The sequence below is a fragment of the Herbaspirillum hiltneri N3 genome, assembly GCF_001267925.1.
GTDB lineage: Bacteria > Pseudomonadota > Gammaproteobacteria > Burkholderiales > Burkholderiaceae_D > Herbaspirillum > Herbaspirillum hiltneri.
In genome coordinates this window covers 4,886,744-4,899,966 of record NZ_CP011409.1, presented here as the reverse complement: position 1 = coordinate 4,899,966, position 13,223 = coordinate 4,886,744, and the positions used below count along the sequence as shown (strand labels likewise).

The 13,223-nt window shown below is 65.5% G+C and carries 9 protein-coding genes; 3 read left to right on the top strand and 6 right to left on the bottom strand.

Annotated features, from left to right (window positions below; translation table 11 throughout):
- Positions 1–6: 6 nt before the first annotated feature.
- Positions 7–1,602, bottom strand: coding sequence for an EAL domain-containing protein (locus F506_RS22150; RefSeq protein WP_053200985.1), 1,596 nt, complete (start codon positions 1,600–1,602; stop codon positions 7–9).
- A 207-nt stretch (positions 1,603–1,809) separates the two neighbouring features.
- Between F506_RS22150 and F506_RS22145 the strand changes: the two genes are divergently transcribed.
- Positions 1,810–2,673 carry an NmrA family NAD(P)-binding protein gene (locus tag F506_RS22145; protein WP_053200983.1) on the top strand — a complete coding sequence of 288 codons (864 nt, stop codon included), beginning with the start codon at positions 1,810–1,812 and terminating at the stop codon, positions 2,671–2,673.
- A gap of 11 nt (positions 2,674–2,684) precedes the next feature.
- Here the strand turns inward: F506_RS22145 and F506_RS22140 are convergent, their stop codons facing one another.
- Positions 2,685–3,635: a DMT family transporter gene (locus F506_RS22140; RefSeq protein WP_053200981.1), complete on the bottom strand. Its 951-nt coding sequence runs from the start codon at positions 3,633–3,635 to the stop codon at positions 2,685–2,687.
- Positions 3,636–3,765: 130 nt separating this feature from the next.
- On the opposite strand from F506_RS22140, the gene F506_RS22135 reads away from it, so the two are divergent.
- The gene (locus tag F506_RS22135; protein WP_053200979.1) at positions 3,766–4,671 is read left to right on the top strand and encodes a LysR family transcriptional regulator; all 906 of its coding nucleotides are present in this window, start codon (positions 3,766–3,768) and stop codon (positions 4,669–4,671) included.
- A 15-nt stretch (positions 4,672–4,686) separates the two neighbouring features.
- Here F506_RS22135 and F506_RS22130 read toward each other — a convergent pair whose 3' ends face one another.
- The 4 genes from F506_RS22130 to F506_RS22115 form a co-directional block, all read right to left on the bottom strand.
- Positions 4,687–5,085 carry an OsmC family protein gene (locus F506_RS22130; RefSeq protein WP_053200977.1) on the bottom strand — a complete coding sequence of 133 codons (399 nt, stop codon included), beginning with the start codon at positions 5,083–5,085 and terminating at the stop codon, positions 4,687–4,689.
- A 68-nt stretch (positions 5,086–5,153) separates the two neighbouring features.
- Entirely contained in the window at positions 5,154–7,415 is a 2,262-nt protein-coding gene (locus F506_RS22125) for a xanthine dehydrogenase family protein molybdopterin-binding subunit (protein WP_235471280.1), read from the bottom strand.
- A complete protein-coding gene (locus F506_RS22120) occupies positions 7,412–8,431 on the bottom strand; it encodes an FAD binding domain-containing protein (protein ID WP_053200974.1) in 1,020 nt (339 codons plus the stop codon). Before F506_RS22120 ends, F506_RS22125 begins: the two co-directional genes overlap by 4 nt.
- A gap of 27 nt (positions 8,432–8,458) precedes the next feature.
- Positions 8,459–9,007: a (2Fe-2S)-binding protein gene (locus F506_RS22115; protein WP_144424211.1), complete on the bottom strand. Its 549-nt coding sequence runs from the start codon at positions 9,005–9,007 to the stop codon at positions 8,459–8,461.
- A gap of 524 nt (positions 9,008–9,531) precedes the next feature.
- On the opposite strand from F506_RS22115, the gene F506_RS22110 reads away from it, so the two are divergent.
- On the top strand, positions 9,532–13,164 hold the full coding sequence (locus F506_RS22110; protein ID WP_053200970.1) for a response regulator: 3,633 nt from the start codon (positions 9,532–9,534) through the stop codon (positions 13,162–13,164).
- Positions 13,165–13,223: the final 59 nt, after the last annotated feature.

The window sequence follows — 13,223 nt, the reverse complement described above, 5'->3', positions numbered from 1 at the left end:
GCCGGATCAGGGCCGCGCCAGGCCGTCGTCCTCGTCTTCCGGCACTTGCGGCACGCGGGCGCGGTTGAGCCGGTAGTAGGCGATGAAGTCCGCCGCCGGCATCGCCTTGGCGTACAGCCATCCCTGCACGTATTCGACGCGGTGCTTGCGCAGGTAGTCGGCCTGTTCCTGGGTTTCGACCCCCTCGGCGACGATCCCCAGGCCCAGGGTCTTGGCCATGCTGATGATGTGCCGGGTGACGCTGCTGGTGGCGGAATCGGTGCCGATGGTGTCGACGAAGGATTTATCGATCTTGAGCGCATCCAGCGGCAGGGTTTGCAGATACGACAGGCTCGAATAGCCGGTGCCGAAGTCGTCGATGGCGACCGCATAACCGGTGCTGCGCGCATTGGTCAGCGTGACGCGCGCCGAGTTGACATCCATGAAGCCGCGTTCGGTGGCTTCCAGCCAGATCTGCTGCGGCTCGATGCCGGTGTGCAGGAGCGCGGCCGCGACCGAGTTCAGCGCACGCCCGCTCTTGATGTCGTCGGCGCTCAGGTTGATCGCGATGTGCAGGCCGCGATCGGACACCAGCAGCGCCTTGAGTTCGCTCACCACGCTCCGGATCACCTGGTCGGTGATGGGCAGGATGAGGCCGCTTTCCTCCGCCAGCGGGATGAACAGGTCGGGGCGCACCATGGTGCCGTCCGGGCGGCGCCAGCGCACCAGCGCTTCGGCGCCGATGCAGCGTCCACTGGCGAGTTCGATGATGGGTTGGTAATGCACCACAAACTCGGCGCGCTTGACTGCAAGGCTCAGTTCACCCAGCGGCGACAGGCGCCGGCGCACGCCCCAGATCAGCGCGCCGACCAGCAGCATCGCCACCACGATGCCGACCGGCAAGAGCAACAGTTGCTCCTGGCGTAGCCGCTTGGACAGGAAATTGCGCGGCTCGATCGCGATGGCGATCAGGCCGAACGACCGCGCGGTCGCGATCAGGTAACTGTCGTCGACGCCGTTGACCGGATTGGCGATGATGTCGCGCACCAGCATCGGATCGGGAGCGTTCTGCTCGCCGAGCACGAAGCCCTGGTCGGTCGCGGTGGCCAGCTGGATGCCCGGATCGACGATCACGTCGGCGAAGCGCGAGGGGACCGCCAGCACGTTGTGCGAACCATACTGCACCGATGTCATCGGATTGCTCTGGGTGATCACCGGCAACATGCGCAGCGTCACCTCCAAGCCGTCGGCGGTGACGAAGTCGGGCGGCGTTATCGCCACGCGCTGGCTGGTGCGGCCCCATGAGGTGCATTGCAGGAAGCCATTGCGGAAGTAGCCGATTTCTTCCACCGAGCGCGTGTTGACGGTCAGCTGGCGCATGCGCGCGATGTGGGCATCCGAGCAGGGCGGCAGTTTGAGCGGCTCGATCGCATGCAGCGCTGAGCGGATCTCGATGAAGGAAATATTGGCGCGCGCAATGGCGCGTTCGGCGTACTGGGTGAGGCGGGTTTGTTCTTCGCTGACCGCGCGCGTCCACGACAGGTACAGCATGCAGGCCAGCGGCAGCACGGCGCACAGGATGGCCAGTATTGTGGCGATAAGGATGACGCGCGATCGTTTCAAGGCCGCTCTCCCCGTTGTTGTTGTGCGGAGCTTGCTTTGGGATGAGTGTAGGGTAAATTCCGGCGCTCGTGGCAACGTGCGTGGCGACGTGTGTGGTGATTCATGCATCCATGTCATGGATGAAATGACATTGATGCTGTTTTAAAGAAGGCATTGAAGCGCCACAATCCACTCCGTCAATCGAACACCTCATCAACGGAGAAAACCATGTACGCAATTACCGGAATCACAGGCCAGGTCGGCGGCGTCGTTGCGCGCCAGCTGCTGGCGCGGCACAAGGGCGTGCGCGCGGTCGTGCGCGACGCCGCCAAGGGCGCGCAATGGGCGGCGCAGGGCTGCGGCCTGGCGCTCGCCGACATGAACGATGCGGCCGCGCTGGAGTGCGCTTTCCACGGTGCGCAGGGCGTATTCATTTTGCTGCCGCCGACCTTCGATCCGAGCCCGGGTTTCCCGGAAGCGCGCCAGTGCATTGTTGCCGTTCGCCAGGCCTTGCTGGCGGCGCAGCCGAAGAAGGTGGTCTGCCTCTCGACCGTCGGCGCCCAGGCCAGCCAGGAAAACCTGCTCAACCAGCTCGGTCTGCTGGAAGAGGCATTGAACGGCTTGCCGATGCCGGTGGCCTTCCTGCGCGCCGGCTGGTTCATCGAGAATGCGTTGTGGGATGTGGCGGCGGCGCGCGAAGGCGTCATGCCGAGCTACCTGCAGCCGCTCGACAAGCCGGTGCCGATGGTCGCCACCGCCGACGTCGGCCGCGTCGCGGCGGAGTTGCTGCTGGAGGAATGGACGGGCCCGCGCGTGATCGAACTGGAAGGACCGGCGCGCATTACGCCGCAGCAGCTCGCCGCCGGTTTCGGCAAGCTGCTGGGCCGCGAAGTCGAAGCGCAGATTGTGCCGCGCTTCACCTGGGCCGACCGGTTCCGTGCGCAAGGCATGGGCAATCCCTTGCCGCGCATGCAGATGCTGGATGGCTTCAACGAAGGCTGGATCGAGTTCGAAGGCGGTCGCGCCGGCTCGCGCAAGGGTGAGGTTGAACTGGAAACCGTGCTGCGCGAGCTGATTGCACGCGCAGGCTGATCGGCTTCAACTCAGCGCACGGTGCGCTGGCCCCAGATGACTCCCGCCAGCACCAGCGCACCGGCCAGCGCATGATAAGCGTGCAGCTGTTCGCCCAGCAGCGCCCACGCCGCCAGCGCCACCAGCAACGGCAACAGGTTGGCAAACAAGGCGCTGCGCGGCGCGCCCAGATGCCTGACGGCGTTCATCCACAGGAACGGCGCGCCGATCGACGCCAGCAGGCCGGCGTACAGCACCATCGGCAGGTTCTGCGCCGTCAGCGGCGAGGCCGGCGCGGCCAGCCAGAACGGCAGCAGGATCAGGCTGCCGAACATTGCCTGCACATACAGCTGGGTCCACGTCGTCAACGGCAGCGACCAGCGTTTGAGCAGGACGCCGTACAGCGCGTTGGACGCCACCGCGATCAGCATGAGCGCGTCGCCGATGTGCAGGCCGCCGCTCAACAGCTTGTGCGGCGCGCCGTGCGTGCTCAGCACGACCAGGCCCAGCAGCGACACCAGGCCGCCCGCGACGCGCGCCGTCGACAGCTGTTCACCGGACAGCATGCTGCTCAGGCATGCGGAAATCAGCGGCATCAGCGCCACCGTCACGCCCATGTTGACGGCCGAGGTGCTGTGCGCCGCCTCATACGCCAGTCCCTGGTACATCGCCATGCCCAGCGCACCGAGCAGCAACAGGCGCGCCCAGTTCCAGTCGGCGGCAATCGCCGCGCGCCGCCGCCACGCTTCGCGGCCGAGGAAGGGCGTCATCACCAGCACCGCCAGCAACCAGCGATAGAAGGCGATGGCGGCCGGCTCGATGGCGGTCGACGCGGCCTTGGTGACGATGGTATTGCCGGACCAGATGCAGACGGCCAGCAGGGGCAGCAGGTAAAACTTGCCGCCGGTTCTGGCGGTGGCAACGGCTGCCGCCGCGGAAGAGTTGTGCGCAGGCGCGGCCAGTGCGGAAGTACGATTTGACATGATGGCTCCTTGAAGTGTTGCACCATCGTGCGCGTTTTCCATGCATGCATAAAGTGATATTGTTGCAGTTCATCAGTGCAATCGATGCAGCATTCCACCCGGCGTCATCCACTTCTGCGGAGCAAGCTTCATGCGCGATCTCGACTTCAACATGGTGCTCGACCTGGAGGCCCTGCTGCGCGAAGGCAGCGTGGTCGGCGCCGCCCGTCGTCTGCATCTGTCCGCACCGGCCATGAGCCGCCGCCTGGCCAACCTGCGCCACGCGGTCGGCGATCCCTTGTTCGTCCCGGCAGGGCGCGGGCTGGTGCCGACCCAGCGCGCGCTGGAACTGCGCGACAAGGTGGACGCCCTGGCGCAGGAAATGCGCAAGGTCTTCATGACCGGCCAGGTCGATCTGTCGACGGTGGAGCGCACGATGGTGTTGCGCACCAATGACGGTTTCGCCGGCGCCTGGGCGGCGCGGCTGGCGCAACGGGTGGCGCAGGAAGCGCCGGGCATTTCACTGCGTTTTTCGCCGCGCACCGACAAGCACGTGGCCGGCCTGCGCGATGGCCTGATCGATCTGGAAGTCGGAGCCTTGCATGCGGGCGACGATACGTCGGATGAGCTGCACACGCAGCTGCTGTTCCGCACGCCTTTCGTCGGCGTGGTGCGCGCCGATCATCCGCTGGCGCGCAAGAAAATCAGTCTCGCCAATTTCACCGCCTGGCCGCACATCTCGGCCTCGCGCCACGGCCACGATAGCGGCCCGATCGACGACGCGCTCGAAGCGCAAGGCCTGCAACGCAAGGTCCGGCTCGTAGCGCCTGGGTTCCAGTCGGCGATGGTGATGGCGGCGTCGTCCGACATGATCGCCGCCGCCCCGGAACTGTTCGCTCGTTGGGCCATGCAGCATCTGCGCCTGTATATCTTCCGCCTGCCGCTGGCGACGCCGGAAGTGGAAGTCTCGCAAAGCTGGCATCCGCGCCGCCATGCCGACCCGGTGCATAAATGGCTGCGCGGGCTGGTGCGGGAGTTGTGCAGTGAGGGCGCGTGAGCAGGGTGCGACCGGTCAGGCCAGCGTGGTGGTGACTTCAGTCTTGACGCTGGTCATCAGCTTTTGCACCGGACATTTTTCGGCGACGGCCAGCAGTTCCTGGCGCTGTGCTTCCGTGAGATCGCCGCTGAGGCTGATCGACGCGGCCAGGCGATAGAGGCCCTGGCGTTCTTCGCTATTGTCGCGTTCGATGCTGACCTGGATATCTTCCACCGGAATGTTCTTGCGCTTGGCGTACCACACCAGCGTCAGCGCCTTGCAGGCGCCCAGCGCGGCGTCGTACAGGTCATGCGGATTGGGGCCGGCGTCGACGCCGCCTTCTTCCACCGAACCGTCGACCGAAATCACGTGGTTGCGCACGTGGACGATGTGGCGCATGGCGAGCGACTGGTCGCGCTTGATCTGGATGGACATGGACGTTCCTTGCAGTGAATGGAGAACGCACAATGTAGCGCAGTTTCCGCTGCTGCGGCGCCCGGCCTCTAGGCGCGATAGCGGAACGGCGCCTTCAGCAGATCCTCGATCTTCACCGGCAGATCGCGCACGCGCACGCCGGTGGCGTGATACACCGCCGCCGTCACGGCCGGCGCCAGGCCGGCGATGCCGATCTCGCCGATGCCGCGCGCGCCGAGTTCGTCCAGCGCCTTGTCCGGATAGTCGAGGAACACCACATCCATGTCCGGCGAATCGGCATTGGTCACCATCACGTAATCGGCCAGGTTGTTGTTGACCGGCTTGCCGTTGCGCTGGTCGTAATGGGTTTCTTCAAACAGCGCCATGCCCAGCCCCATCACCACTGCGCCTTCGATCTGATTGCGTCCGGTGCGCGGATTGATGATGCGGCCGGCGTCGATCACGGTCACTACGCGGCTCACGCGCAGGCGCGCGATGTCGGGTTGCCAGCGCACCTCGACGAAATGCGCGCCGTAGGAGTGGATGGAAATCTTGTCGGCGCCCGGATCGCTGCTGCTGGCGCCGGACTTGCCCTTGCCTTCGACCCCGCTCAGCTGCGCCGCGCGCAACACCTCGGCGAACGCCACGCCGCTTTGCGGCGATTGACCGCGGCGGTGGATGCGGCCGCCGGAAAAGGTCAAGTCTTCCGCACGCGTTCCGCGCAAGGGCGACGACGGATGTTCCGCCGCCAGCGCGACCGCCTGCTGCATGGCCGCACGCGCCGCCTGCGCCACCGCCGGCACCATCGACGCGGTGGCCATGGAGCCGCCCGACATCGGCCCCGGCGGCAGCCTGGTGTCGCCGATGGCGACGATGATGTCGGACATCGAAATGCCAGTGGTTTCGGCCACCATCTGCGACACCACGGTATAGGTACCGGTGCCGATATCCTGCACCCCCGACGAGACGCGCGCGTTGCCGTCGCTGCTCAGCGTCACCGACACTTCCGCGCCGACCCGTTTGGCCATCCACGAACACGCCGCCACGCCCCAGCCGAGGATCTCGCCATCCTGCTGCATGCTGCCCACGGCCGGAGTGCGGCGCTCCCAGCCGAAACGTTCGGCCCCGGTCTGCAAGGCCTCGCGCAGATGGCGCGATGAAAACGGCGCGTTGACGCTCTGGTCGATGGCCGGCTCGTTGAGCAGGCGCAGTTGCACCGGATCGATGTCGAGCGCAATCGCCAGCTCATCCATCGCCGACTCGGTGGCGAACAGGCCGGGCACCGCGCCGGGGCCGCGCATCGAAGTGTTGGGTGCGATGTGGCGCTTGACCGGCGCACCGGTGACACGCAGGTTCTCCGTGCCGTACAGATAGGCGGTGGCTTCGCCGCAGTGTTCCACGCTGGCTTCGACCTGCGCCACGTGGAACAGGTAATCCTGCTGCAGCGAGGTCAGCTTGCCGCCCGCCGTCGCCGACAAGCGTATGCGTTGCTGGGTGTTGGTGCGGTGGCCGACGTTGTGGAACATCATCTCGCGCGACACCACCAGCTTGACCGGCCGGCGCAGGTTGCGTGCCGCCTGCGCCGCCAGCAGGCTATGCCCCCACGGCCACAGCTTGCCGCCGAAACCGGAGCCGAGGTACTCGGTGACGATGCGCATGTTTTCCGGCGGCACGCCCAGCATCTGGCTCATCACGCCGCGATGGTTGACGATGGCCTGCGAGGTCTCGTACAGCGTGAACGATTGCGTCAGGCTGTCGTACAGCGCCACCGACGCATGCAGCTCGATCGGATTGTGCGTCTCCACCGGCGTGGTGTAGGTCTGGTCGATGCGCACCGCAGCCGCGGCATAGGCGGCGTCGGGACTGCCGCGCTCGCTGTCGACCTTGGGTTTGCCGTCGGCTGCCAGCTCCTTGCGCACGTCGTGGGCTTCCTTGCGGTAATCGACGCGCACCGCTGCGGCCGCCGCGGTGGCCTGCTCGAAGGTATCGGCCAGCACCAGCGCGACGTACTGGCCGTAGTAACGCACGGTCGCATCTTCCAGCGGCGGACGTTTTTCGTCGGTCTTGACGCCCGAGGACGGATTGATATGGAAGAAGCGGCCGATGTTTTCATGCGTGTAGATCATGCGCACGCCGGGCATCTTCGCTGCCGTCGCCGTATCGATGGCGCGGATGTCGCCGTGTGCGATGGTGGCGCACACCGGCACCGCGATGAGCATGTCGGAATAGCGATGATCGGAGGTGTAGCGGGCGCGGCCGGTGACCTTGAGCGGACCGTCGATGCGCGGTAGCGCAGCGCCGACGCCGGTCTGGATGGGCGGATTCTGTGGCTGGACGGGCGAGGGCATCATGCGCTCCTTTTACTGGTGTCTTGAGTAGCGGCAGTGCGGAGGGCTTGCACCAGGCAGCGCTGGATCAGGTCGACCTTGAAGAGGTTGTCGCGCAGCGGACGCGCATCGCGCACTGCGGCCGCGGCGGCGCGGGCGAATACCTCCACGGTGGCCGGCGCATCCTGCAGTACGGCTTCGGCTTCGGGAGAGCGCCACGGTTTGGCGCCGATGCCGCCGAGCGCCACCCGCGCCCGCGAAATGCGGCCGCCGTCCAGGCTCAGTTGCACCGCCGCAGAGGCCAGCGCAAATTCATACGAAGCGCGATCGCGCAGCTTGAGATAAGTCGATCCGGCGTTGGCCAGCGGCGGCCGCAGCGTCACATGCGTGACCAGTTCGCCCGGCGCCAGCACGGTCTCGCGCTGCGGCGTGCTGCCCGGCAGCAGATGGAAGTCGTTGACCGGAACGATGCGTGCGCCGTTCGCGCCCTGCACGTGAACGATCGCTTCCAGGGCCACCAGCGCGACGTTCATGTCAGACGGATTGGAAGCGATGCACTGCTCGCTGGTGCCGAGGATCGCCAGGTTGCGGTGGAAGCCTTCCTGGGCCGCGCAGCCGCTGCCGGGCCGGCGCTTGTTGCAGGCCGCGGCGGTGTCGCGGAAGTAAACGCAGCGGGTGCGCTGCAACAGGTTGCCGCCGGTAGTGGCCATGTTGCGCAGTTGCGCCGACGCGCCCGACAGCAGCGCCTGGCTCAGCATCGGATAACGCTGCACGATCAACGGATGGTTGGCGAGGTCGCTGTTGCGCACCAGCGCACCGATCCTGAGGCCGCCGTCGGCGGTTTGTTCGATCTGGTTCAGCGGCAGACGATTGATGTCGATGACTTGTTGCGGCTGCTCGACGTCGAGTTTCATGAGGTCGACCAGCGTCGTGCCGCCGGCAAGGAAGCGCACCGGCTGCGGTGCTGCTTCCGTCGCAGCGGCTGCAAGGCGCACGGCCTCGTCCGGACTTTGTGCGCGCAGCATCTCGAAGGTGTGCATGGCGGCTCCTGAATGAGGTGGTGGTGATCAGCCGGCGTCGCGCACCTGGCGGATGGCGGCGACGATGTTGGAGTACGCGCCGCAGCGGCAGATGTTGCCACTCATGGCTTCCTTGACGTCGGCATCGGTGCGTCCGCAGGGTTCGGTCAGCAGCGCCGCCGCCGACATGATCTGGCCGGACGTGCAATAGCCGCACTGCAGACCGTCGTGGGCGACGAAGGCGGCCTGCAGCGGATGCAGCCGATCCGGGGTCCCGAGTCCTTCGATGGTGGTGATGCTGTCGCCTTCGTGCATCGCCACCAGGCTCAGGCAGGAATTCACGCGACGGCCGTTGACGTGCACCGTGCAGGCGCCGCACTGGCCGTGGTCGCAGCCTTTCTTGGTGCCGGTGAGCCGAAGGTTCTCGCGCAGGTAGTCGAGCAGGCTGGTGCGCACGTCGACCCGGGCCTCCTGCGCAACGTCGTTGACGGTCAGGCGCACCGTGACCGGCACGTCGTCCGCCGCCCCGACCGGAACTGAGGCCGCCAGCGCCGCCGCCGGCAAGGCCCCGAGCGCGCCGCTGGAGCCGACCCACATCAGGAAGGAACGGCGCGTGAGTTGCGGTGCGCCGCCGTCATCGCCGGAGGAGGAAGGGTGACGGGGACTATCGGGCTCGCCGCAGGGTTCTTCTTGCTGGTTTTCATTCATGATGGACTCATCGAAAATTGGCTGGAAGCAGACCAGTTTGGCCGCATGCCTGCAACGAAAGTTCAACCGTATCCCTGCAAAAAATCGTGCCGTGCGATAAGGCATTGCACCGACGGCAAGATACGGTTTTGTCTGACTGTGCAGCGTGGCCGGGGAGCGTGTAATGGCAAGTTAAGTGCGTCGCCATATCGCCGGAAGCTGCGCGTCTTCCTTGATCGCCTGAGCCGACCTTGCCCATGTGAACCTCCATGCGCAAGTCAAATTGCCACGCCCAAAGTTCATGGGCATAATGGATCGATCAGGGCCGGATCAGAGTTGGCGGCGTCTTGGCGCAATAGCCGCAAAGCAACTCGCGCCGCTCTCCGCCATACCCTCAGCCACACCCCGCCACACGATTGCCGACAGGAGAATGCATGCGCAGGGCGAAGGGAAATCAGCATTACTTTCTGGCGCAGTTCCTGCCTCTGGCCTTGCTGGTGCTGGCCGCCGCCGGGTTTCTCTATTACAACCGCATCGAAGCCGAAACGCGCCGCCTGCAGCTGGAGCAGCGCGAACGCGTCTCGCTCGGCGTCGCCTCGCTGACCAACGACCTCGACTCGCCGCTGCGTCACCTCAGCATCCTTACCGGTGAAGTACCGATCGCGCGCGCCATCAACCATCCAACGCCGGAAAACCTGGTGCAGATGGCGGAGAGTTTTTCCACGCTGATGCTACGCAATCCTTACTATGACCAGGTGCGCTGGATCGACCAGGACGGCATGGAAAAAGTGCGCGTCAACATGACCAGCATGGGCCCCGCGCCGGTGCCGCCGGCCGCGCTGCAAAACCGCACGGACCGGCCGTACTTCGCCGACACTCTGGCGCTGCAACGCGGACAGATGCTGGTTTCGCCAATGGACCTGAACGTCGAGAACCAGCGCATCCAAGTGCCGCACAAACCGACCGTGCGGCTCGCGGTGCCGGTCATCGCGGCTGGCGGCGCACCCCGCGGCATCCTGATTATCAACGTGCTGATGGCGCCGCTGCTGGATCGCTTTTCCAACCAGGTGGAGCGCGGCGCCAATCGCGCCATGCTGCTCAACAGCGATGGCTACTGGCTCTACAGCACCAATTCGGCCGACGAATGGGCCTTCATGTTCAAGCGCGAAGAGACCCTCGCCAAACGTAATCCCAAGGTCTGGAAAGCCATCAGCGAGCAGGCCTCCGGCACCATGACCGATGACGGCATCTGGTCGTGGCAGCGCGTCGATCTCGACGCCAGCACCGGCCGTTACGGCCTGCGCCAGCAATCGCCCTGGACCGTGGTGCTGTACCTGCCAGAGAAGCGCGTGCAGATCGACAACTACAACATCCTGCTGCGCCTGTGCCTGTTCGTCGGCCTGATCCTGCTGGCGCTGGCCATGCTGAGCTGGCAGCTGGCGATCAACCGCCGCCGCCGCGAAGCCGCGGTGCATGAGCGCTTCAGGGCCGAGGCAGAACTGAGCGCCAGTGAAAAGCGCGTCGCCGAGTTATTGCAGCATCAGGAAACACGCTCCATCCTGGCCTCGATCGTGGCGTCGTCCGAAGACGCCATCATCGGCACCGGCCTGGATGACGTCATCAACAGCTGGAATCCGGCTGCCGAAAAGCTGTTCGGCTACCAGTCGCGTGAAGTGCTCAACCAGTCGGCCTACATTCTGGTGCCGCCGGAGCGCACCAGCGAGGCGCGCCACATCAACGCCCAGCTGATGGAAGGCAAGATCGTCAGCAACTTCGAGACCATGCGCTGGCACAAGGATGGCCGTTTGCTCGACATTTCGGTGACGGTGTCGCCGATCCTCGACGGCGACAAGAAGATCGTGGGCATCTCCTACATCGCGCGCGACATCACCAATCACAAGCGTCTGGAGAAAGAGCTCAGCCAGTACCGGCAGCATCTCGAAGGCCTGGTCGAGCAGCAGACCCGCACGCTGCGCGACACCAACAGCAATCTCGAACTGGCGCTGACCAGGTCGGAGTCGGCCACGCGTGCCAAGAGCAGCTTCCTGTCCAACATGAGCCATGAAATCCGCACGCCGATGAACGCCGTGCTCGGTCTTACCTACCTGCTCGAAAAGACCGCGCTGCAATCCGACCAGCGCGACCTGGTGCGCAAGATCATCGTCGCCGGCCATTCGCTGCTGGGTATCATCAACGACATCCTGGACGTCTCCAAGATCGAGGCCGGCCGGCTGGAGGTCGAGCACGTGCCGTTCCGTCTCAGCACCGTGCTGGAAAACGTCGTCAACGTCACCGCGCCCGCCATCGGCGACAAGGATGTCGAACTGGTGGTCGGCTTCAACGACGTCGGCGTCGAGCATCTCTATGGCGATGCGCTGCGGCTGGAGCAGATCCTCACCAACCTGACCAGCAACGCCATCAAGTTCACCGCGCGCGGCGAGATCAACATTCATGTCTCCGTGGTCAGCGAAATCGGCGACAAGGTGATGCTGCGCTTTGCCGTCACCGACAGCGGCATCGGCATTCCGCTCGAGCGCCAGCAAGATATCTTCCAGGCCTTCACGCAGGAAGATATCTCGACCACGCGCCGCTACGGCGGCACCGGTCTCGGCCTGACCATCTGCCGTCACCTGGTGCAACTGATGAACGGCGAGATCGGCCTCACCAGCGAGCCCGGCAAGGGGAGCCAGTTCTGGTTCATGCTGCCGTTCCAGGCGATGCAGCCCACCGCCGTCCAATTGCCGGCGGACGGTCCGCTGTGTGTGCTGGTGGCCGACGACAACGCCACTGCACGCGCTATGCTGTCGGACACCATCAAGTCGATGGGCTGGCAGGTCGACGTGGTGGACTCCGGCCAGGACGCAGTATCGAAGACCATGACGCGGCTGCGTCACAACCTGTACTACGACATCTACCTGCTCGACTGGAAGATGCCCGGCATGGACGGACTGGCAGCCGCCAGGGCGATCCGCGACGCCTCCTCGCCGCAAGGCCGGCCGCCCATCGTCATCATGGTCACGGCATATGCGCGCGATGAGGTGCTCAATGCGCCCGACGCCGAACTGGTGGACGCCGTGATCACCAAGCCGGTGACGCCGTCGACCTTGTATAACACCATCATCCACGTGCGCCAGCATCGCAGCGAAACCAGGGGTGGGAGCGACAGCGAAACAGCATCGCCGGCCTTCGCCGCGCGCGACGACCGCATCACCGGCGTGCGCGTGCTGGTGGTCGACGACAGCGAAATCAACCGCGAAGTCGCCAAGCGCATCCTCGAAGCCGACGGCGCCGAAGTGTTCACCGCCGCCGACGGCCAGGAAGCGGTCGACTGGCTGCGCGAACATGCGCAGGACGTCGACCTGGTGCTGATGGACATCCAGATGCCGGTCATGGACGGCTACACCGCTACGCATGAAATCCGTGACACGCTGCAACTGCGCGAGCTGCCGGTGATCGCGCTGTCCGCCGGCGCCTTCAAGGCGCAGCAGGAAGCGGCAATGGCGGCCGGCATGAACGGTTTTCTGTCCAAGCCCTACAACGTCGATCAGATCATCTCGATGGTGCGCCAGCACATCGCGCACCTGTCCGCTGATGAACTCGAACGGCGCCGCAATGCGCCGGCGACCGCATATCCGTCCGCGGCGGTCACGACCGTGTTCCCGAGCGCCACGGTCGGCGTGGAAGGCGCAGGGGCCACAGGATCGGCCGCGGCACCGGCGCAGGATCTGTCCGGCATCGATGTCGCCGTCGGCCTGGAAGCCTGGGGCAGCGAAGACCTCTATCGCAAGTTCCTCGGCAAGTTCGCCGAGCAATACGGCAAGACCGGCAGCGAGATCCTGGCGCACATCCACGCCGGAGAATTGCCGCAAGCCAAAACCCTGGCGCACAAGTTGCGCGGCAGCGCCGGCACCTTGGCGGTGATTGACGTGCAGCGGCTGGCCGGCGAACTGGAGGGCCTGCTCTCGGGCGCCGCGTCCGCCTCCGATTGCACCGTCAAGGCCGCCGAACTCGATGCCGCCCTGACGATCGCACGGCGCGCCATCGCCAGTTATGCCGGGACTGCCTGAGGTCCATTTTCTGCAGCAGGCAAGGCGTCGCACCACCACGGGTGGGGCGATTCGATTAA

What these genes read in the sequence shown, in the direction of transcription:
- F506_RS22110 (WP_053200970.1), top strand. Translation starts at nt 9,532, where the DNA reads ATGCGCAGGGCGAAGGGAAATCAGCATTACTTTCTGGCGCAGTTCCTG.
- F506_RS22135 (WP_053200979.1), top strand. Translation starts at nt 3,766, where the DNA reads ATGCGCGATCTCGACTTCAACATGGTGCTCGACCTGGAGGCCCTGCTG.
- F506_RS22145 (WP_053200983.1), top strand. Translation starts at nt 1,810, where the DNA reads ATGTACGCAATTACCGGAATCACAGGCCAGGTCGGCGGCGTCGTTGCG.
- F506_RS22115 (WP_144424211.1), bottom strand. Translation starts at nt 9,007, where the DNA reads ATGTGGGTCGGCTCCAGCGGCGCGCTCGGGGCCTTGCCGGCGGCGGCG.
- F506_RS22125 (WP_235471280.1), bottom strand. Translation starts at nt 7,415, where the DNA reads ATGATGCCCTCGCCCGTCCAGCCACAGAATCCGCCCATCCAGACCGGC.
- F506_RS22140 (WP_053200981.1), bottom strand. Translation starts at nt 3,635, where the DNA reads ATGTCAAATCGTACTTCCGCACTGGCCGCGCCTGCGCACAACTCTTCC.
- F506_RS22130 (WP_053200977.1), bottom strand. Translation starts at nt 5,085, where the DNA reads ATGTCCATCCAGATCAAGCGCGACCAGTCGCTCGCCATGCGCCACATC.
- F506_RS22120 (WP_053200974.1), bottom strand. Translation starts at nt 8,431, where the DNA reads ATGCACACCTTCGAGATGCTGCGCGCACAAAGTCCGGACGAGGCCGTG.